This is a genomic window from Burkholderia sp. BCC0419 (genome assembly GCF_902830285.1).
Taxonomy (GTDB): Bacteria; Pseudomonadota; Gammaproteobacteria; order Burkholderiales; family Burkholderiaceae; genus Burkholderia.
This window is the reverse complement of record NZ_CADESR010000013.1, coordinates 173,635-192,624: the sequence shown is the minus strand read 5'-3', so window position 1 is coordinate 192,624 and position 18,990 is coordinate 173,635. Positions and strand designations below refer to the sequence as shown.

The window sequence follows — 18,990 nt, the reverse complement described above, 5'->3', positions numbered from 1 at the left end:
CCGAACCCCAACAGCACCGCTTCCCTTCCTCCCGCGCCGTGTTTCCGTTAGCGCGAAAGAGGCGTGATTCTAAGCATCCGCCCCCGTCCGCGCAAGCCCTTTGTGAAGAAAGTTTGAAAAAGCCTCCGTGCGCTGCCGCGCACGGAGGCTTTTGAAGAACCGGGCGAAGCAATCGCCCCGATGACCGATACAGATCAGTCACCGGATACCGACCGCGGCGCCGACCGATCAGCGGTGCTTGAACACAGGCTTCCGCTTCTCGACGAATGCCGCCATCCCTTCCTTCTGGTCTTCGGTTGCGAACAGCGAATGGAACAACCGGCGCTCGAAGTGGACGCCTTCAGCCAGCGTCGTCTCGTACGCGCGGTTCACCGACTCCTTGACCATCATGACCGCCGGCAGCGAAAACTCGGCGATCGTCGTCGCGGCGGCAATCGCCTCGTCGAGCAGTTTGTCGGCCGGCAGCACGCGCGATACGAGCCCGGCACGCTCGGCCTCGGCGGCGTCCATGAAGCGCGCGGTCAGGCACATGTCCATTGCCTTCGCCTTCGATACCGCGCGCGGCAAACGCTGCGTGCCGCCCGCACCCGGCATGACGCCCAGCTTGATTTCCGGCTGGCCGAACTTGGCCGTGTCCGCCGCGAAGATGATGTCGCACATCATCGCAAGTTCGCAGCCACCGCCCAGCGCAAAGCCCGAAACCGCAGCAATGATCGGTTTGCGGATCTCGCGGACCGTCTCCCAGTTACGCGTGATGTAGTCGCCCCGATAGGCATCCATATAGGAGTACGTCGCCATCATGCCGATGTCCGCGCCGGCCGCGAACGCCTTCTCGCTCCCGGTCACGACGATCGCGCCGATATCGTCGTCCGCATCGAACGCCTTCAGCGCAGCGCCCAGCTCGTCCATCAGCGCATCGTTCAGCGCATTCAGCGCCTTCGGACGGTTCAGCGTCACCAGACCGACACGCCCCCGGGTCTCCACCAGGATGTTCTCGTAAGCCATCTATTTCTCCTCGATCAATGAAATGAGAAACGCCTCGCACATGCGAATAGTTTGATGCTACCATTCTCCGACCAACCGGTCGGTTAATTAATCGATCCAATCCCTCTCAACGTCCATCAGGCCGCCGCCATGACCCATGCCCTGTTCACGAAGCACGAAGACACGCTGAAACACGCACTCGCCGCCATCGAGAGCCGCGGGTACTGGAGCCCGTTCGCCGAAATGCCGAGCCCCAAAGTGTACGGGGAAAGCGCAAGCGCGGACGGTGAGGCCGCGTTCAAGTCGCACCTCGACAAGACCTTCGTGCTCGACCAGCCGGCGTCCGGTGAAACGGTCGGCGCCGAGCGCTCGCCGTACGGCATCGCACTGGGCATCCGGTATCCGAAATCGACGCCCGACGCACTGATCGCTGCCGCAACCGCCGCGCAACGCGCGTGGCGCGAAGCCGGCCCGAGCGCGTGGGTCGGCGTCAGCCTCGAAATCCTTGCGCGCCTGAACCGCGCAAGCTTCGAAATTGCCTACAGCGTGATGCACACCACGGGGCAAGCCTTCATGATGGCGTTCCAGGCCGGCGGCCCGCACGCGCAGGACCGCGCCCTCGAGGCGGTCGCCTATGCGTGGGACGAACTGCGCCGCATCCCGGCCGATGCGCACTGGGAAAAACCGCAAGGCAAGAACCCGCCGCTCGCGATGCACAAGCGCTATACGATCGTGCCGCGCGGCACGGGCCTCGTGCTCGGCTGCTGCACGTTCCCGACCTGGAACGGCTACCCGGGCCTGTTCGCCGATCTGGCAACGGGGAATGCCGTGATCGTCAAACCGCACCCGGGCGCGATCCTGCCGCTCGCCATCACGGTGCGGATCGCCCGCGACGTGCTGCGCGAAGCCGGGTTCGATCCGAACGTCGTCACGCTCCTCGCGACCGAACCCAACGACGGCGCCCTCGTCCAGGATCTCGCGCTGCGCCCCGAGATCAAGCTGATCGACTTCACCGGCAGCACGCAGAACGGCACGTGGCTCGAACGCCATGCCCACCAGGCGCAGGTCTACACCGAGAAAGCCGGCGTCAACCAGATCGTGATCGACTCGACCGACGACCTGAAGGCAGCCGCCAAGAACATCGCGTTCTCGCTGGCGCTGTACTCCGGCCAGATGTGCACGGCACCGCAGAACATCTACGTGCCACGCGACGGCATCCGGACGGCCGACGGCCGTGCGAGCTTCGACGAAGTCGCGCAAGCGATCGCGGTTGCCGTGCAAAAGCTCACCGGCGACCCGGCACGCTCGGTCGAACTGATCGGCGCGATCCAGAACGACGGCGTGACCGCGCGCATCGACGACGCGCGCAAGCTCGGCCGCGTGCTCGCGGACAGCGCGCCCCTCCAGCATCCCGCCTTCCCCGATGCGCGCGTGCGCACGCCGCTCGTGCTGCAACTCGACGTGGCCGACCGCGAGACATTCACGCAGGAGTGGTTCGGCCCGATCTCGTTCGTGATCGCAACCGACTCGACCGCGCAGTCGCTCGATCTGGCCGGTGAAATCGCCGCCGAGCATGGCGCGCTGACCCTCTCCGTCTACAGCACCGACGACGCAATCGTCGACGCCGCACACGACGCGGCGGTGCGTGGCGGCGTCGCGCTGTCGATCAACCTGACGGGCGGCGTATTCGTCAACCAGTCGGCCGCGTTCTCCGACTTCCACGGCACGGGCGCGAACCCGGCAGCCAACGCCGCGCTGGCCGACCCGGCATTCGTCGCCAACCGGTTCCGCGTGGTGCAAAGCCGCGTCCATGTTGCCCCGAAGGCGGTACCTGCGGAAGCCGGCCAGACGGCATAACCCGAATGGCCGACGTGCAAACGCCGCCATGTTCTCTACCATGAACGAATCCGCCACCCAGCGGGTTCGTCACTCACCGATACGCCCATGACAGACGCCTACATCTGCGACGCGATTCGCACTCCCATCGGCCGCTACGGCGGCGCCCTGAAAGATGTCCGCGCCGACGACCTCGGCGCGGTGCCGCTCAAGGCGCTGATCGAGCGCAACCGCGACATCGACTGGGCGGCGATCGACGACGTGATCTACGGTTGCGCGAATCAAGCTGGCGAGGACAACCGCAACGTCGCGCGCATGTCGGCGCTGCTGGCGGGCCTGCCCACTGTCGTGCCGGGCACGACGCTGAACCGGCTGTGCGGCTCCGGAATGGATGCGGTCGGCACGGCCGCGCGCGCGATCAAGGCAGGTGAAGCGCGCCTGATGATCGCAGGCGGCGTCGAGAGCATGACGCGCGCGCCGTTCGTGATGGGCAAGGCCGCGAGCGCCTTCGCGCGTCAGACCGACATCTACGATACGACGATCGGCTGGCGCTTCGTCAACCCGCTGATGAAGCAGCTGCATGGCGTCGATTCGATGCCGGAAACCGCCGAGAACGTCGCGGTCGACTACCACATCAGTCGCGCCGATCAGGACCTGTTCGCGCTGCGCAGCCAGCAGAAAGCCGCGCGGGCGCAGCAGGACGGCACGCTCGCCGAAGAAATCGTCGCGGTCACGATTCCGCAGAAGAAAGGCGACGCCATCGTCGTGTCGCGTGACGAGCATCCGCGCGAAACGTCGCTCGAAGCGCTTGCGAAGCTGAAGGGCGTCGTGCGCCCGGACGGCTCGGTGACGGCCGGCAACGCGTCGGGCGTCAACGACGGCGCCTGCGCGCTGCTGCTCGCCAATGCGCAGGCGGCCGACCAGTATGGCCTGCGCCGCCGCGCGCGCGTCGTCGGCATGGCGACCGCCGGCGTCGAGCCGCGCGTGATGGGCATCGGTCCCGCGCCGGCCACGCAGAAACTGCTGCACCAGCTCGGCATGCGCATCGACCAGTTCGACGTGATCGAACTGAACGAGGCGTTCGCGTCGCAAGGTCTCGCGGTGCTGCGCATGCTCGGCGTCGCCGACGACGATCCGCGCGTGAACCCGAACGGCGGTGCGATCGCGCTCGGCCACCCGCTCGGCGCATCGGGCGCGCGGCTCGTCACCACGGCGCTCCATCAACTCGAGCGTACCGGCGGCCGCTTCGCGCTCTGTACGATGTGCATCGGCGTCGGCCAGGGCATCGCGCTCGCGATCGAACGCGTGTGACCGACGCGCCGCGCGCCTATAACGAAGTCATGACGGAGATACTGCATGTCCTATCAGGCGATCCAGCTGGATATCGATCAGGCCGCGCGCGTGGCCACGATCACGCTCAACCGCCCCGACAAGCTGAACAGCTTCACGCGGGCGATGCATCGCGAACTGCAGTCGGCGCTCGATGAAGTCGAGGCGGCCGGTGCACGCGCGCTGATTCTGACGGGGGCGGGGCGCGGCTTTTGCGCGGGCCAGGACCTGGCCGACCTCGACTTCACGCCAGGCGCGTCCACCGACCTCGGCACGCTGATCGACGAGCATTTCAATCCGCTGATCCGCCGCCTGCAGCGTCTGCCGATTCCGGTGATCGCCGCCGTCAACGGCACGGCGGCCGGTGCCGGCGCGAATCTCGCACTCGCGTGCGACCTCGTGTTCGCCGCCCGCTCGAGCAGCTTCATCCAGGCCTTCGTCAAGATCGGGCTCGTACCCGACTCGGGCGGCACGTGGTTCCTGCCACAACGCGTCGGCATGGCGCGCGCGCTGGGGCTCGCGCTGACCGGCGACAAGCTCGGCGCCGAACAGGCCGAACAGTGGGGCCTGATCTGGCGTGCGGTCGACGACGACGCGCTCGTCGCGACGGCCCGCCAGCTCGCCATCCAGCTCGCGCAGCAGCCGACGCTCGCCATCGCATCGATCAAGCAGTCGATGCGAGACAGCGTCACGAACACGCTCGATCAGCAGCTCGATCTGGAGCGCGACCTGCAGCGCAAGCTCGGTCAGTCGGACGACTATGCGGAAGGTGTGAAGGCCTTCATCGAGAAGCGCGCACCGCGCTTCGAGGGGCGTTGACATGACGAACGCCACCGCCACGCTCAACCCCGATTCGCTCGCCCGCGCCACCGCGCAGGCCATGTACGACGCCGATGCCTGCAGTCGCGCGTTCGGCATGGAAATCGCCGAAGTCCGCGCCGGCTACGCCCGCCTGCAGATGCGCGTGCGGCCCGAATTCCTGAACGGGCACCAGACCTGTCACGGCGGGATCATCTTCACGCTCGCCGATTCGACGTTCGCGTTCGCGTGCAACTCGTACAACCTGAATACGGTCGCAGCCGGCTGCTCGATCGAATTCCTGCGCCCCGTGCACGGTAGCGACGTGCTGACGGCCGAGGCGATCGAACAGGCGCGTGTCGGCCGCCACGGCATCTACGACATCCGCGTCACGAACCAGACAGGCGACACGGTCGCGATGTTTCGCGGCAAATCCGCCCAGATCAAGGGCACGGTCATCCCGGAAGACCGCTGACGTCGACGGCTCGCCCATAACAAACACTGGAGACATGCATGACTACCCCGCTACCGCTCGAGCCGATCGAGACCGCCTCACGCGACGAGCTGACCGCGCTGCAGCTCGAACGCCTCAAGTGGTCGCTTCGGCACGCGTATGACCACTCGCCCGTCTATCGCAGCAAGTTCGACGAAGCGGGCGTGCATCCGGACGACCTGAAGACGCTCGCCGACTTGTCGCGCTTTCCGTTCACGACCAAGGGCGACCTGCGCGACAGCTATCCGTTCGGGATGTTCGCGGTGCCGCAGGACCAGATCTCGCGCATCCACGCGTCGTCGGGCACGACCGGCAAGCCGACCGTCGTCGGCTATACGGCCGCCGACATCGACACGTGGGCGAATCTCGTCGCACGCTCGATCCGCGCCGCCGGTGCGCGCCGCGGCGACAAGGTCCACATCAGCTACGGCTACGGGCTGTTTACGGGCGGGCTCGGCGCGCACTACGGCGCCGAACGCGCAGGGCTGACCGTGATCCCGTTCGGCGGCGGCCAGACCGAAAAGCAGGTACAGCTGATCCAGGATTTCCGGCCCGACATCATCATGGTCACGCCGAGCTACATGCTGTCGATCGCCGACGAGATCGAGCGCCAGGGCCTCGCCCCTGCGGAGAGTTCGCTGCGCATCGGCATCTTCGGCGCGGAGCCGTGGACCAACGACATGCGCGTCGCCATCGAACAGCGGATGGGCATCGACGCGGTCGACATCTACGGGCTATCCGAAGTGATGGGCCCGGGCGTCGCATCCGAATGCGTCGAGACCAAGGACGGCCCGACCATCTGGGAAGACCATTTCTATCCGGAAATCATCGATCCCGAAACCGGCGAAGTGCTGCCGGACGGCGAACTCGGCGAACTCGTGTTCACGTCGCTGACGAAGGAAGCGCTGCCGATCATCCGCTACCGCACGCGCGACCTCACGCGCCTGCTGCCGGGCACCGCCCGGACGATGCGCCGGATGGAGAAGATCACCGGCCGGTCGGACGACATGATGATCGTGCGCGGCGTCAATGTGTTCCCGACGCAAATCGAGGAACAATTGCTCAAGCAGCGCGCGCTCGCGCCGCACTATCAGATCGTGCTGACGAAGGAAGGCCCGCTCGACGTGCTGACGCTCAACGTCGAGCCGTGCCCGGAGACCGCGCCCGATACCGCGGCAATCCAGGCGGCAAAACAGGCGCTCGCGTACGACATCAAGTCGCTGATCGGCGTGACGGCCGTGATCAACGTGCTGCCCGTGAACGGCATCGAGCGCTCGGTCGGCAAGGCGCGCCGCGTCGTCGATAAGCGCAAGGGCTGAGGTTACTCGCCGCGCAAACGATGGGCGCGGACTTCGCGTACTCGCCAGGCGCACGCCGCGCAGCGGCGAATCCGTGCCCGTAAATGAAACAGCCCGGTCGGCCAACGCCGATCGGGCTGTCTTGTTCGGGCGCATCGTTCGACGCGACGCGCGCAGCATTACGCAAACCTAAATCGCATGGGCACCCCGGCGATCAAACCGGCACGCGCCCCGCGCACGAGACACACCACGAATCCCGCGTCTCATGCGCTGGCCGCCATCCGGCCGGCCCGCGCCGCCCCCAATCACGAATTCGGGAACAGCAGCCACATCCGGCCGACCTGCTTCATCCGGCCGGCCTGGTCGCCGGCGTCGTCGCCGAGCCCCCAGAAATAGTCTGCCCGCACGCCGCCCTTGATCGCCGAGCCCGTATCCTGCGCGAACACGAGCCGGTTCATCGGCGTATTCGTCAGCGGACGCGTGGTCTGCAGGAACACCGGCGTGCCGAGCGGGATCGACGACGGATCGACCGCGATCGAGCGCTCCGGCGTCAGCGGCACGCCGAGCGCGCCGATCGGACCGTCCGCGCCGCCGTGCGGCGCATCTTCCTTGGTCGGCATGTCGCGGAAGAACACGAAGCGCGGGTTCGTGTCGAGCAGCGCGTCGACGCGCGTCGGGTTCGCCTTCGCCCACGCCTTGATGCCCTGCATCGTCGCCTGCGCGGGCGTCAGCTCGCCGCGATCGAGCAGCCACTTGCCGATCGAACGGTACGGCTGGTTGTTGGTGCCGCCGAAGCCGACCCGCATCACCGAGCCGTCGTCGAGCAGCACGCGACCCGAGCCCTGCACCTGCAGGAAGAACGCCTCGATCGGATCGTCGACCCACACGAGTTCGTTGCCGTTCAGGATGCCGGCGCGCTCGAGTTGCGCGCGTGCCGGCAGCGCGGCACCCGCGCGATAGCCGGCCGGCCAGCGATAGAGCGCGTACTGATACGGGCCGCGGCGCGCGCGCGAACCGTGCAGCAGCGGCTCGTAATAGCCGGTCACGAGCCCGTCGAGCGTCCCGTCGGTATTCGCGAGCTGGAACGGCGTGAAATACGTTTCGAAGAAGGTGCGTGCGCTGCTGACGTCGAGCTCGTCGAGCCGGTCGGCGGCCGCGCAAGCGCGCGCCCAGGCCGGCTGGCGCGCGAGCCGCGCGCAGTTCTGCCGCAGCGCGGCCGTCGCGCCGATCAGCGAATCGTCCTGCCAACCCGGCACCTGCTGCCACGCGACCGGCGTGAGCCGCTTCGCGGCGACCTGCCCCGGCACGACCGCCGCGCCGGTCGGCGGCTTCAGCGCGGAAGTTCGCGTCGGTGCGCCGCCGCACGCAGCGAGCAGCGCCGCCGCCGCGGCTGCGGCCATCCACCCGGCCAGCCGGGGCCCAAACCACATACAATGTCCGTTCTTGATGGAAACCGCCATGTCAGATTTTCTCGACCAATATCCGATGCTCATCTTCGCGCTCGAAGCCTTCGTAGCGCTTGCCCTGCTGATCTTCATCGTCGTGTGGACGTCGTCGGGCAGAAAGAAGCAGGCCCGCCACAACGACCGCCAGCCACGCTGACGCGGGCCGCACGCTCAATGCAGCGTGCGCGGCATGTGCAGCGCGAACTCGTCGACCGGCGCCTCGAAACGCTCGCCGTCCTCCGCCACGCAGAAGTACGCACCGCGCATCGTGCCGACCGGCGTCGCGATCACGGCCCAGCTCGTGTATTCGAAATGCTCGCCCGGCTGCAGCAGCGGCTGGTGCCCGACGACGCCGAGCCCCTTCACTTCCTGCACGTGGCTCTCGCTGTCCGTGATGATCCAGTGACGCGCGATCAGTTGCGCCGCGACCTGTCCCGTGTTGCGGATCGTCAGCGTGTACGCGAATGCGTATTGACGGTGATCGGGGTCGGATTGTTCCGGCAAGTAGCTGGTTTTCACCGAAACGGTGAACTGATACTGACTCATGGTGTGTCCGCTGTAGGTAACTGCGCGCCGACTCGAGCGGCCGGGCCGCGGGCGCGCCGCATTGGTTCGGCATTCTATGCGCAATCGGGCCGCAACCGCACGGCCTGCCGCCGCGCACCGGGTCGCCGGACGGTAGAATGACGGTTTTGCGCCGCAACGTCCTTCGCTCCCCTGTCATGACTCAATTCCGCATCGCTCCCAGCATCCTGTCGGCCGACTTTGCACGGCTCGGCGAAGAAGTCCGCAACGTGGTCGCCGCCGGCGCCGACTGGATTCACTTCGACGTGATGGACAACCATTATGTGCCGAACCTCACGATCGGCCCGCTCGTCTGCGAGGCGATCCGCCCGCACGTGCAGGTGCCGATCGACGTGCACCTGATGGTGCGCCCGGTCGACCGGATCGTGCCCGATTTCGCGAAGGCCGGCGCGAACCTGATCAGCTTCCACCCGGAAGGCTCGGACCACATCGACCGCACGCTGTCGCTGATCCGCGATCACGGCTGCAAGGCCGGCCTCGTGTTCAATCCGGCCACACCGCTGAACTACCTCGACCACGTGATGGATCGCCTCGACTTGGTGCTGCTGATGTCGGTGAACCCCGGCTTCGGCGGCCAGTCGTTCATTCCGGAAACGCTGAACAAGCTGCGCGAAGCGCGCGCCCGCATCGACGCGTACACCGAACGCACCGGCCGCGAGATCCTGCTCGAAGTCGACGGCGGCGTGAAGGCCGACAACATCGCGGAAATCGCGGCGGCCGGCGCCGACACGTTCGTCGCGGGTTCGGCAATCTTCGGCAAGCCCGACTACCGCAAGGTGATCGACGAGATGCGCGCGGCGCTCACCACCGTCGAGCGGAGCTGACACCGTGGCCGACTCGTCGCTCGCCGGCCACGCGCCGGCCGGGGCCGCCACGGACGCGGCCGCGATCCGCTTCGCCGCGCCGCGCATCGATGCCGCGCTGATCGACCTCGACGGCACGATGGTCGACACGGCCGACGATTTCACGGCCGGCCTGAACGGGATGCTCGCACAGCTCGGCGCGCCGGCCACGTCGCGCGACGAAGTGATCGGCTACGTCGGCAAGGGCTCCGAACACCTGATCCAGAGCGTACTGAAACCGCGCTTCCCGGCCGACGAAGCGCACGCGCGCTTCGACGACGCACTGGCGATCTACCAGACCGAATACGCGAAGATCAACGGCCGCCACACGCGTCTCTATCCGGACGTGGCAGCCGGGCTCGACGTACTGCGCGCGGCCGGCATCCGGCTCGCGTGCGTGACGAACAAGCCGCACCGCTTCGCGGTCGAGCTGCTCGAACAATACGGGCTGGCCGGCTGCTTCGGCATCGTGCTGGGCGGCGACAGCGTCGCGCGCAAGAAGCCCGATCCGCTGCCGATGCTCGCGGCCTGCGACGCGCTCGGCGTCGCGCCGGACGCCGCGGTCGCGATCGGCGACTCGGAAAACGACGCGCTGGCAGGCCGCGCGGCCGGGATGGCGACGCTGACGGTGCCGTACGGCTACAACCACGGCAAAGCTATACAAACGATAAATTCGGATGGTATAGTCGATTCGTTGCTGGTCGCGGCTCGCGCAATTTCCGCGCACAACGCCGGCCGGCCAACCGTCTGATTATTTCTTCCATCCGCATGTTTCTGAATAAAAAACGGAGTCTGAGCAGCATCGACCGGGGAGCCTGGCCCTGGCGTCGCTGGTCGCGCTAACCTCTTCGATGAGGTACGCTGAAGCACGTCTTCAGCGCCGTTTTTTATCTCGCTGCGCATCCGCGCGCCGATCGTCGCACCACCTCGAGTTCCACCGCGTCCGAACGCTTGCGTTCAGGGTCGGCCGCAGGCTCGCGACGTTCACGCCCGGAGTGCCGGCCGGCAACAGGCACTTTTCGATCGACCGCCCTTTCGCCGACGGCCATCCGCGCAGCGTCAAATGATCCCTGGCGCCCGCGCCGCTCGTCCCGAACAGGACCGGAACATGACCGAACTCGAATTCCAATCGCTCGCGAACGAAGGCTACAACCGCATCCCGCTGATCGCGGAAGCGCTCGCCGATCTCGAAACGCCGCTGTCCCTCTACCTGAAGCTGGCCCAGCCCGAACGCGCGGGCGCCAACTCGTTCCTGCTCGAATCGGTGGTCGGCGGCGAACGCTTCGGCCGCTACTCGTTCATCGGCCTGCCCGCCCGCACGCTCGTCCGCACCCGCAACGGCGTGTCGGAAGTGGTGCGCGACGGTCAGGTCGTCGAGACGCACGACGGCGATCCGTTCCAGTTCATCGAATCGTTCCAGGCGCGCTTCAAGGTGGCGCAGCGCCCGGGGCTGCCGCGCTTCTGCGGCGGCCTCGCCGGCTATTTCGGCTACGACGCGGTGCGCTACATCGAGAAGAAGCTCGCGAACACCGCGCCGCGCGACGATCTCGGCCTGCCCGACATCCAGTTGCTGCTGACCGAGGAAGTCGCGGTGATCGACAACCTCGCCGGCAAGCTCTACCTGATCATCTATGCGGACCCGGGCCAGCCCGAAGCGTATGCGAAGGCGAAACATCGCCTGCGCGAACTGAAGCAGCGCCTGCGCACGACCGTGCAGCCGCCCGTGACATCGGCGAGCGTGCGCACCGAGACGTTCCGCGAATTCAAGAAGGACGACTATCTGGCCGCCGTGCGCCAGGCGAAGGAATACATCGCGGCCGGCGAGCTGATGCAGATCCAGGTCGGCCAGCGGCTGACGAAGCCGTACCGCGACAATCCGCTGTCGCTGTATCGCGCGCTGCGTTCGCTGAATCCATCGCCGTACATGTATTACTACAATTTCGGCGATTTCCACGTGGTCGGCGCATCGCCGGAAATCCTGGTGCGCCAGGAAAAGCGCGGCGACGACCAGATCGTCACGATCCGCCCGCTGGCCGGCACGCGCCCGCGCGGCAACACGCCCGAGCGCGACGCGGAACTCGCGACCGAGCTGCTAAACGATCCGAAGGAAATCGCCGAGCACGTGATGCTGATCGACCTCGCGCGCAACGACGTCGGCCGCATCGCGGAAATCGGCTCGGTGCAGGTGACCGACAAGATGGTGATCGAGAAGTACTCGCACGTGCAGCACATCGTCAGCTCGGTCGAGGGCAAGCTGAAGCCGGGCATGACGAACTACGACGTGCTGCGCGCGACGTTCCCGGCCGGCACGCTGTCCGGTGCGCCGAAGGTGCGCGCGATGGAACTGATCGACGAGCTCGAGCCGGTCAAGCGCGGGCTGTACGGCGGTGCGGTCGGCTACCTGTCGTTCTCGGGCGAGATGGATCTCGCGATCGCGATCCGCACGGGCCTGATCCACAACGGCAACCTGTACGTGCAAGCGGCGGCCGGCGTCGTCGCGGATTCGGTGCCCGAATCCGAATGGCAAGAGACCGAGAACAAGGCGCGCGCGGTGCTGCGTGCGGCCGAACAGGTCCAGGACGGCCTCGATAGCGACTTCTGACCGGAGACTGACCATGCTGCTCATGATCGACAACTACGACTCGTTTACCTACAACCTGGTCCAGTACTTCGGCGAACTCGGCGAGGACGTGCGCACCTATCGCAACGACGAAATCACGCTCGACGACATCGCGCGCCTGAACCCCGACACCCTCTGCCTGTCGCCGGGCCCGAGCAATCCGCAACACGCGGGCATCACGCTCGACGTGCTGCGCGAATTCGCGGGCAGGAAGCCGATCCTCGGCGTCTGCCTCGGCCACCAGGCGATCGGCGAAGCGTTCGGCGGCCGCGTCGTACGCGCGAAGACCATCATGCATGGCAAGGTGAGCCGGATCGAAACCGACTGCCGCGGCGTGTTCGCCGACCTGCCGAAGCATTTCGACGTGACGCGCTACCACTCGCTCGCGATCGAGCGCGAATCGCTGCCGGACTGCCTCGAGGTGTCCGCGTGGACCGACGACGGCGAGATCATGGGCGTACGCCACAAGACGCTGCCGATCGAAGGCGTGCAGTTCCATCCGGAATCGATCCTGTCCGAGCACGGCCATGCGCTGCTCGAGAATTTCCTGAAACAGAACCGCGCCGCGGCCGGCGCGGCCGCACCGGCTGCCTGACGGGAGACGCACGATGACGATTACCCCGCAGGAAGCGTTGCAACGCACGATCGAGCACCGCGAAATCTTCCACGACGAAATGCTGCACCTGATGCGGCTGATCATGCGCGGCGACCTGTCGCCCGTGATGGCGGCCGCGATCATCACCGGGCTGCGTGTGAAGAAGGAGACGATCGGCGAAATCGCCGCCGCCGCGACCGTGATGCGCGAATTCGCGAACCACGTCGAGGTGCAGGACAACTCGAATTTCGTCGACATCGTCGGCACCGGCGGCGACGGCTCGCACACGTTCAACATCTCGACCGCGTCGATGTTCGTCACGGCGGCCGCGGGCGCGAAGGTCGCGAAGCACGGCAACCGCGGCGTGTCGAGCAAGTCCGGCAGCGCCGACGTGCTCGAGGCGCTCGGCGTGAACATCGACCTGCAGTCGGACCAGGTCGCCGCTTCGATCGCCGAAACCGGCATGGGCTTCATGTTCGCGCCGAACCATCACCCGGCGATGAAGAACATCGCGGCCGTGCGCCGCGAGCTCGGCGTGCGCACGATCTTCAACATCCTCGGCCCGCTGACCAATCCGGCCGGTGCGCCGAACCAGCTGATGGGCGTGTTCCACGCTGACCTCGTCGGCATCCAGGTGCGCGTGATGCAGCGCCTCGGCGCGCAGCACGTGCTGGTCGTGTACGGCAAGGACGGGATGGACGAGGTGTCGCTCGGCGCCGCGACGCTCGTCGGCGAATTGCGCGACGGCAAGGTGCACGAATACGAGATCCATCCGGAGGACTTCGGCCTGCAGATGGTGTCGAACCGCACGCTGAAGGTGGAAAATGCCGACGAATCGCGCACGATGCTGCTCGGCGCGCTGGACAACCAGCCGGGCGTCGCGCGCGAGATCGTCACGCTGAACGCGGGCACCGCGCTCTACGCGGCCAATATCGCCGAGTCGATCGCGGACGGCATCCAGCTCGCCCGCGAAGCGATCGCGAGCGGCAAGGCCCGCGCGAAGGTCGACGAGCTCGTGCGCTTCACGCAGCAGTTCAAGCGCTGACCCTCTTACGAATCAAGCAGGAACCCATATGAGCGACATTCTCGACCGAATCATCGCCGTCAAGCGCGAAGAAATCGCGGCGGCCATGCGCAGCACGCCGCTCGAGGCACTGAAACTGGAAGCCTCCGCGCGCGACCTGCGCGACTTCGTCGGCGCGCTGCGAGCGAAGCACGCGGCCGGCAACGCCGCCGTGATCGCCGAAATCAAGAAGGCCAGCCCGTCGAAAGGCGTGCTGCGCGAGCATTTCGTGCCGGCCGACATCGCGCGCTCGTATGCGGCGCACGGCGCCGCGTGCCTGTCGGTGCTGACCGACGAGCAGTTCTTCCAGGGCGGCGTCCGCTACCTCGAGGAAGCGCGCGCGGCCTGCACGCTGCCGGTGCTGCGCAAGGACTTCATCGTCGACGCGTACCAGATCGTCGAAGCCCGCGCGATGGGCGCCGACGCGATCCTGCTGATCGCCGCCGCGCTCGACACGCCGCTGATGCAGGATCTGGAAGCCTATGCGCACTCGCTCGGCCTCGCGGTGCTGGTCGAAGTGCACGACCGCAACGAAATGGAACAGGCGCTGACGCTAAAGACGCCGCTGCTCGGCATCAACAACCGCAACCTGCGCACGTTCGAGACGTCGATCCAGACCACGCTCGACATGCTCGACATGATTCCGGCGGACCGCATCGTCGTGACCGAATCGGGCATCCTGTCGCGCATCGACGTCGACACGATGCGCGCGGCGAACGTGAACACGTTCCTCGTCGGCGAGGCGTTCATGCGCGCCGACCAGCCGGGCGAGGAACTCGCACGGATGTTCTTCTGATGGCGATCGAAAAGGAAATCAAGCTCGCACTGCCGGCCGGTCAGGCCGATGCCGCGCGCCGCTTCTTCGAGACGCTGACCGGCGAACCCGGTCACGCCATCACGCTCGCGAACGTCTATTACGACACGCCCGATCTCGCGCTGGCGCGCTCGAAGAGCGCGGTGCGCGTGCGCCGTACGCCGGACGGCTGGCTGCAGACGTTCAAGACGGTCGGCAGCGCGGAAGGCGGCCTGCATCGCCGTCACGAATGGGAGCTGCCGGTCGCGGGCGACGCGCTCGAAATCGACGCGCTCGTCGCGGCCTGCGACGTGCCGGAAGCCGCCGCCGCGCTGAATGACGCGGCCGGCGCGCTGCATGCGCTGTTCCGCACGGATTTTTCGCGTACCCTGTGGCGCATCGCAATCGGCGGCGCAACCGTCGAGGCCGCGGTGGACCTCGGCGAGATCGTCGTCCAGGCGGAACACGAAACGCGCCGCGAACCGATCAGCGAAATCGAACTCGAACTGATCGACGGCCCGGAAACGGCGCTCGCGACGCTCGCCGCCGAACTGCAGCAGGCGCTGCCGGGCCTCGTTCCCGAAAACATCAGCAAGGCGCAGCGCGGCTACCGGCTGCGCGCGCAATAAACACGCATCACGCATGGCAACCCGCAAGACTTCCCGCGCGCCGCAACAGGCGTCACTGTTCGACGATCCCGTGCCGGAAACGGCACCGGCCGATATTCCGTCCGCGGCTTCCGAACCGCCCGCGGCTCGGCGCAAATCCGCGAAGAAGGCGGCCGCACCGGCGCCCGCGCCAGCCCCGACCGCCACGGCACCACTGCCCGTTGTCGCCGACGTGCCGCACCTCGCCGCGCAATTCGACGCGCTGCCGGCCGTCTGGCGCGACGTGCTGAAACCGTTCACCGACAGCGACGCGTACGCGCCGCTGTGCCGCTTCGTCGATGAAGAGCGCGCCGCCGGCAAGACGGTCTACCCGACCGACGTGTTCCGCGCGCTGCGCCTGACGAGCCCGGACGACGTGAAGGTCGTGATCCTCGGCCAGGATCCGTATCACGGCGACGACCGCGGCACGCCGCAGGCGCACGGCCTCGCGTTCTCGGTGCCGCCGGCCGTCCGCACGCCGCCGTCGCTGCGCAACATCTTCAAGGAAATCGCCGCGAACTTCGGTCACGACGCACCGCGTCACGGCTGCCTCGACACATGGGCGCGCCAGGGCGTGCTGTTGCTCAACACCGTGCTGACGGTCGAGCGCGGCGCGGCCGCGAGCCACGCGAAGCGCGGCTGGGAGCAATGCACGGACACGCTGATCCGCGAGCTCGCCGGCCGCCATCGGGGGCTCGTATTCATGCTGTGGGGCGCGCACGCGCAGGCCAAGCGCGCGCTGTTCGACGCGAACGCGCATTGCGTGCTCGAAGCGCCGCATCCGTCGCCGCTGTCCGCGCACCGCGGCTTCCTCGGCTGCCGCCATTTCACGCTCGCGAACGACTATCTGGTCGACGCGGGCCACGCACCGATCGACTGGCGCCTGCCGGACGTGGCCGAAACGCTCGCGTAACGGCCTCGGCGGCCGGTTCGCCGGCCGAATGCAAAAACGCCGCGTCCCTTTCGGGGCGCGGCGTTTTTTTATCGGGCGACGCAGCGGGTGCGTCGCACCCGCATCGACCTGACGCGTTACGCGGCGGCGATCGCTTCGCGTGCGCTGGCCAGCGCGGCGCTCTGCGCATCCGGGCCGAGGTTCAGGCCTTCCGCGAAGATGAAGCTCACGTCGGTCAGGCCGATGAAGCCGAGGAACGTGCGCAGGTACGGCGTCTGGCTGTCGTTCGGCGTACCGGCGTACTTGCCGCCGCGCGCCGTCACGACGTGAACCTTCTTGCCCTTGATCAGGCCTTCCGGACCGTTCTCGGTGTAGCGGAACGTGACGCCTGCGCGGGCGATCCAGTCGAAGTACGTCTTCAGTTGCGACGAGATACCGAAGTTGTACATCGGGGCGCCGATCACGATGATGTCGGCAGCCTGCAGCTCGGCGATCAGCGCATCGCTCTTCGCGACGATCGCATTCTGTTCCGCGGTGCGCTTGTCGGCCGGCGTGAAGAACGCGCCGAGCACCGATTCATCGAGGTGCGGCAGCGCATCGGTCAGCAGGTCGCGGACCACGACGTTCGCGCCGGGGTTCGATTGTTGCAGCTTTGCCGTCAGTTCGTTGGCCAGCAGCGTGGATTGCGCACCTTGCGAACGCGCAGCGGAATTGATTTGCAGAATGGTCGTCATGTCAGGCTCCGGTAGGGTTGCGCTTCGGTAGCGCGAGTGACGCCATTGTGCGTGGCCGCAAGACCGCGAAAAAGCGGGTTCAGGGCGACGGATTGTTGCAGCAGCGGGACAATCCACGATCGCGCCCCGATACCCGCTTGCGTACGTTCACCCCTTCAGCCAGGCTTCGCGGGCTTTCGTGGCCGCAGCCGGCTTCGCGGCCGCCGTCAGCCGGTACCGGGTGACTTCCGGGCCGTCGAGCTTCAGTTTCGCGGTGCGCAGCTCGTCGCGGCGGAATGCGTGAACCTCGACCTTGTCGCCCGGCCGGTAGCGTGCGAGCAGCGCATCGAGGTTCGTACCCGTCACGCGCAGCCCGTCCACCGCGATCAGCGTGTCGCCGGCCGACAACCCCGCGCGATGCGCGGCGCCGCCTTCGTAGACCGCCGCCAACGTGCAGTCCGCGCCGCCGCGCAGGCGCGCGCCGATCGTCGGCTTCGCGGCCGCGCCGAGCGCGACGTCGGGGGCCAGCGTCACGCCGAACGGCGCGAGCAGTTCGCCGAGCGGCAGGTCGCGCGTGCCGTGCACGGCATCGGCGAACAGGCGGCCAAGCGCGACGCCCGTCGCCTCTTCGATCAGCGTCTCGACTTCGTTTTCTTCCACGCCCGCCTGCTTGCCGCGATAGAAGTCGCGGCCGTAGCGTTGCCACAGCAGGCGCATCACGTCGTCGAGCGACTTCCGGTTACGCGTCTGCGCGCGGATCGCGAGATCGAACGCGAGCGCCACGAGCGAGCCCTTCGTGTAATAGCTGACGATCGCGTTGGTCGCGTTCTCGTCCTGACGGTAGTACTTGATCCACGCGTCGAACGAGCTTTCCGCGACGCTCTGCTTGAGCCGGCCCGTGCCGCGCAACACGCCGCCGACCGTGCGGCCGAGCGCCGCGAGATATTCGTCCTGCGACATCAGCCCGCTGCGGACCAGCATCAGGTCGTCGTAATACGACGTGAAGCCCTCGAACAGCCACAGCAGCGACGTGTAGTTCTCGCGCGTGAGGTCGTACGGCACGAATGCCGCCGGCTTGATGCGCTTCACGTTCCACGTGTGGAAATACTCGTGGCTGCAGAGGCCGAGATACGTGCGATAGCCTTCCGTCGTTTCCGGCCGCCCCTTCACCGGCAGGTCGGTACGATTGCAGATCAGCGCGGTCGACGCACGATGCTCGAGGCCGCCGTAGCCGTCGCTGACCGCGAGCGTCATGAACACGTAGCGGTCCATCGGCGCCTTCTTCGACTTCGGCTCGAACAGCGCGATCTGTGCTTCGCACACGCGCTTCAGATCGGTACGCAGCCGCTCCAGGTCGAGCTGCGCCACGCGCCCGGCGATCACGATGTCGTGCGGCACGCCGTGCGCGTCGAACGTCGCGAGCGCGAATTCGCCGATCGTCACCGGATGGTCGGACAGCTCGTCGTAATTCGCCGCGCGATACGTGCCGAAACCGTAGCGCTTGGTGCCGCCCGCTTCGGGCAGTGCGGTGCCGACACGCCACGTGCGGAACGCCGCGCCGGCCGGTTTGGCAATGTCGACTTCGCACGGCGCGTCCTCGCGACCGGCGACGCTCAGGAACACGGCCGTCGCGTTGAAGAAGCCGCCCGAATCGTCGAGATACGCGGAGCGCACCGACAGGTCCCATGCATAGACGTCGTAACGCAGCGTCAGCGCGCCGGTCACGGGCGCGGCCTGCCACGTGTGCTTGTCGGTCTTCGCGATGCGCACCTTGCGGCCCGCGTCGTTGAACGCGCGCAGCGTCACGATGTTGCGCGCGAACTCGCGCACGAGATAGCTGCCCGGAATCCACACCGGCAGCGAGAAACGCTGGCCGTCGGGATCGGGATCGGCAACCGTCACCGTCACTTCGAACAGGTGCGCGGCAAGATCTTTCGGGGCAATCGAATAGCGGATCGGCTGGGTCATCGTGGCAATCGGTCGGTCGAATACGGCGGCGAAAACGAAGAGAGGCGCCGGCAGATCATGCGGGCGCCCCTCGCTGGCCGGGCCATGCG

General features: G+C 67.1%; 19 protein-coding genes. 14 read left to right on the top strand and 5 right to left on the bottom strand.

Annotation, left to right across the window (positions count from 1 at the left end):
- Window positions 1-228: 228 nt before the first annotated feature.
- Window positions 229-1,005: an enoyl-CoA hydratase gene (locus HWW87_RS34680; protein WP_027783444.1), complete on the bottom strand. Its 777-nt coding sequence runs from the start codon at window positions 1,003-1,005 to the stop codon at window positions 229-231.
- A 129-nt stretch (window positions 1,006-1,134) separates the two neighbouring features.
- Here HWW87_RS34680 and paaN point away from each other — a divergent pair, with 129 nt between their 5' ends.
- The 5 genes from paaN to paaK all read left to right on the top strand — a co-directional run bounded on the left by paaN (window position 1,135) and on the right by paaK (window position 6,759).
- Window positions 1,135-2,841: a phenylacetic acid degradation protein PaaN gene (paaN, locus tag HWW87_RS34675; RefSeq protein WP_175824041.1), complete on the top strand. Its 1,707-nt coding sequence runs from the start codon at window positions 1,135-1,137 to the stop codon at window positions 2,839-2,841.
- An 87-nt stretch (window positions 2,842-2,928) separates the two neighbouring features.
- On the top strand, window positions 2,929-4,131 hold the full coding sequence (gene pcaF / locus HWW87_RS34670; protein WP_175824040.1) for a 3-oxoadipyl-CoA thiolase: 1,203 nt from the start codon (window positions 2,929-2,931) through the stop codon (window positions 4,129-4,131).
- A gap of 45 nt (window positions 4,132-4,176) precedes the next feature.
- Window positions 4,177-4,968: a 2-(1,2-epoxy-1,2-dihydrophenyl)acetyl-CoA isomerase PaaG gene (gene paaG / locus HWW87_RS34665; RefSeq protein WP_175824039.1), complete on the top strand. Its 792-nt coding sequence runs from the start codon at window positions 4,177-4,179 to the stop codon at window positions 4,966-4,968.
- A 1-nt stretch (window position 4,969) separates the two neighbouring features.
- Window positions 4,970-5,422 carry a hydroxyphenylacetyl-CoA thioesterase PaaI gene (gene paaI / locus HWW87_RS34660; protein ID WP_175824038.1) on the top strand — a complete coding sequence of 151 codons (453 nt, stop codon included), beginning with the start codon at window positions 4,970-4,972 and terminating at the stop codon, window positions 5,420-5,422.
- 38 nt (window positions 5,423-5,460) lie between these two features.
- Window positions 5,461-6,759: a phenylacetate--CoA ligase PaaK gene (gene paaK / locus HWW87_RS34655; RefSeq protein WP_175824037.1), complete on the top strand. Its 1,299-nt coding sequence runs from the start codon at window positions 5,461-5,463 to the stop codon at window positions 6,757-6,759.
- A gap of 284 nt (window positions 6,760-7,043) precedes the next feature.
- Here paaK and HWW87_RS34650 read toward each other — a convergent pair whose 3' ends face one another.
- Complete coding sequence (locus tag HWW87_RS34650) at window positions 7,044-8,168, bottom strand: MltA domain-containing protein (RefSeq protein WP_244107400.1); 1,125 nt, start codon at window positions 8,166-8,168, stop codon at window positions 7,044-7,046.
- A gap of 28 nt (window positions 8,169-8,196) precedes the next feature.
- Between HWW87_RS34650 and HWW87_RS37350 the strand changes: the two genes are divergently transcribed.
- Window positions 8,197-8,340, top strand: a complete 144-nt coding sequence (locus tag HWW87_RS37350) for a hypothetical protein (protein WP_006482075.1) — start codon at window positions 8,197-8,199, stop codon at window positions 8,338-8,340.
- 14 nt (window positions 8,341-8,354) lie between these two features.
- Here the strand turns inward: HWW87_RS37350 and apaG are convergent, their stop codons facing one another.
- Entirely contained in the window at window positions 8,355-8,729 is a 375-nt protein-coding gene (gene apaG, locus HWW87_RS34645) for a Co2+/Mg2+ efflux protein ApaG (protein WP_006477037.1), read from the bottom strand.
- 176 nt (window positions 8,730-8,905) lie between these two features.
- Here apaG and rpe point away from each other — a divergent pair, with 176 nt between their 5' ends.
- The 8 genes from rpe to HWW87_RS34605 all read left to right on the top strand — a co-directional run bounded on the left by rpe (window position 8,906) and on the right by HWW87_RS34605 (window position 16,241).
- Window positions 8,906-9,592, top strand: coding sequence for a ribulose-phosphate 3-epimerase (gene rpe / locus HWW87_RS34640; protein ID WP_175824035.1), 687 nt, complete (start codon window positions 8,906-8,908; stop codon window positions 9,590-9,592).
- A gap of 4 nt (window positions 9,593-9,596) precedes the next feature.
- Complete coding sequence (locus HWW87_RS34635; RefSeq protein WP_175824034.1) at window positions 9,597-10,361, top strand: phosphoglycolate phosphatase; 765 nt, start codon at window positions 9,597-9,599, stop codon at window positions 10,359-10,361.
- Window positions 10,362-10,718: 357 nt separating this feature from the next.
- On the top strand, window positions 10,719-12,212 hold the full coding sequence (gene trpE / locus HWW87_RS34630; protein WP_050013049.1) for an anthranilate synthase component I: 1,494 nt from the start codon (window positions 10,719-10,721) through the stop codon (window positions 12,210-12,212).
- 13 nt (window positions 12,213-12,225) lie between these two features.
- Window positions 12,226-12,825, top strand: coding sequence for an aminodeoxychorismate/anthranilate synthase component II (locus tag HWW87_RS34625; RefSeq protein ID WP_175824033.1), 600 nt, complete (start codon window positions 12,226-12,228; stop codon window positions 12,823-12,825).
- A 13-nt stretch (window positions 12,826-12,838) separates the two neighbouring features.
- The gene (gene trpD / locus HWW87_RS34620) at window positions 12,839-13,870 is read left to right on the top strand and encodes an anthranilate phosphoribosyltransferase (protein WP_050013172.1); all 1,032 of its coding nucleotides are present in this window, start codon (window positions 12,839-12,841) and stop codon (window positions 13,868-13,870) included.
- A 28-nt stretch (window positions 13,871-13,898) separates the two neighbouring features.
- Window positions 13,899-14,684: an indole-3-glycerol phosphate synthase TrpC gene (trpC, locus tag HWW87_RS34615; protein ID WP_174389468.1), complete on the top strand. Its 786-nt coding sequence runs from the start codon at window positions 13,899-13,901 to the stop codon at window positions 14,682-14,684.
- A complete protein-coding gene (locus tag HWW87_RS34610) occupies window positions 14,684-15,310 on the top strand; it encodes a CYTH domain-containing protein (protein WP_175824032.1) in 627 nt (208 codons plus the stop codon). The genes trpC and HWW87_RS34610 overlap by 1 nt, the downstream gene beginning before the upstream one ends.
- Before the next feature lie 13 nt (window positions 15,311-15,323).
- Window positions 15,324-16,241, top strand: coding sequence for a uracil-DNA glycosylase (locus HWW87_RS34605; protein ID WP_175824031.1), 918 nt, complete (start codon window positions 15,324-15,326; stop codon window positions 16,239-16,241).
- Window positions 16,242-16,357: 116 nt separating this feature from the next.
- On the opposite strand, the gene HWW87_RS34600 is transcribed toward HWW87_RS34605, so the two are convergent.
- Together HWW87_RS34600 and HWW87_RS34595 are read right to left on the bottom strand one after the other, a co-directional pair.
- Entirely contained in the window at window positions 16,358-16,954 is a 597-nt protein-coding gene (locus HWW87_RS34600) for an NAD(P)H-dependent oxidoreductase (RefSeq protein ID WP_175824030.1), read from the bottom strand.
- Window positions 16,955-17,101: 147 nt separating this feature from the next.
- Window positions 17,102-18,901 (bottom strand): PDZ domain-containing protein, encoded by a 1,800-nt coding sequence (locus tag HWW87_RS34595; protein WP_175824029.1) that lies wholly within the window; start codon window positions 18,899-18,901, stop codon window positions 17,102-17,104.
- Window positions 18,902-18,990 lie beyond the last annotated feature (89 nt).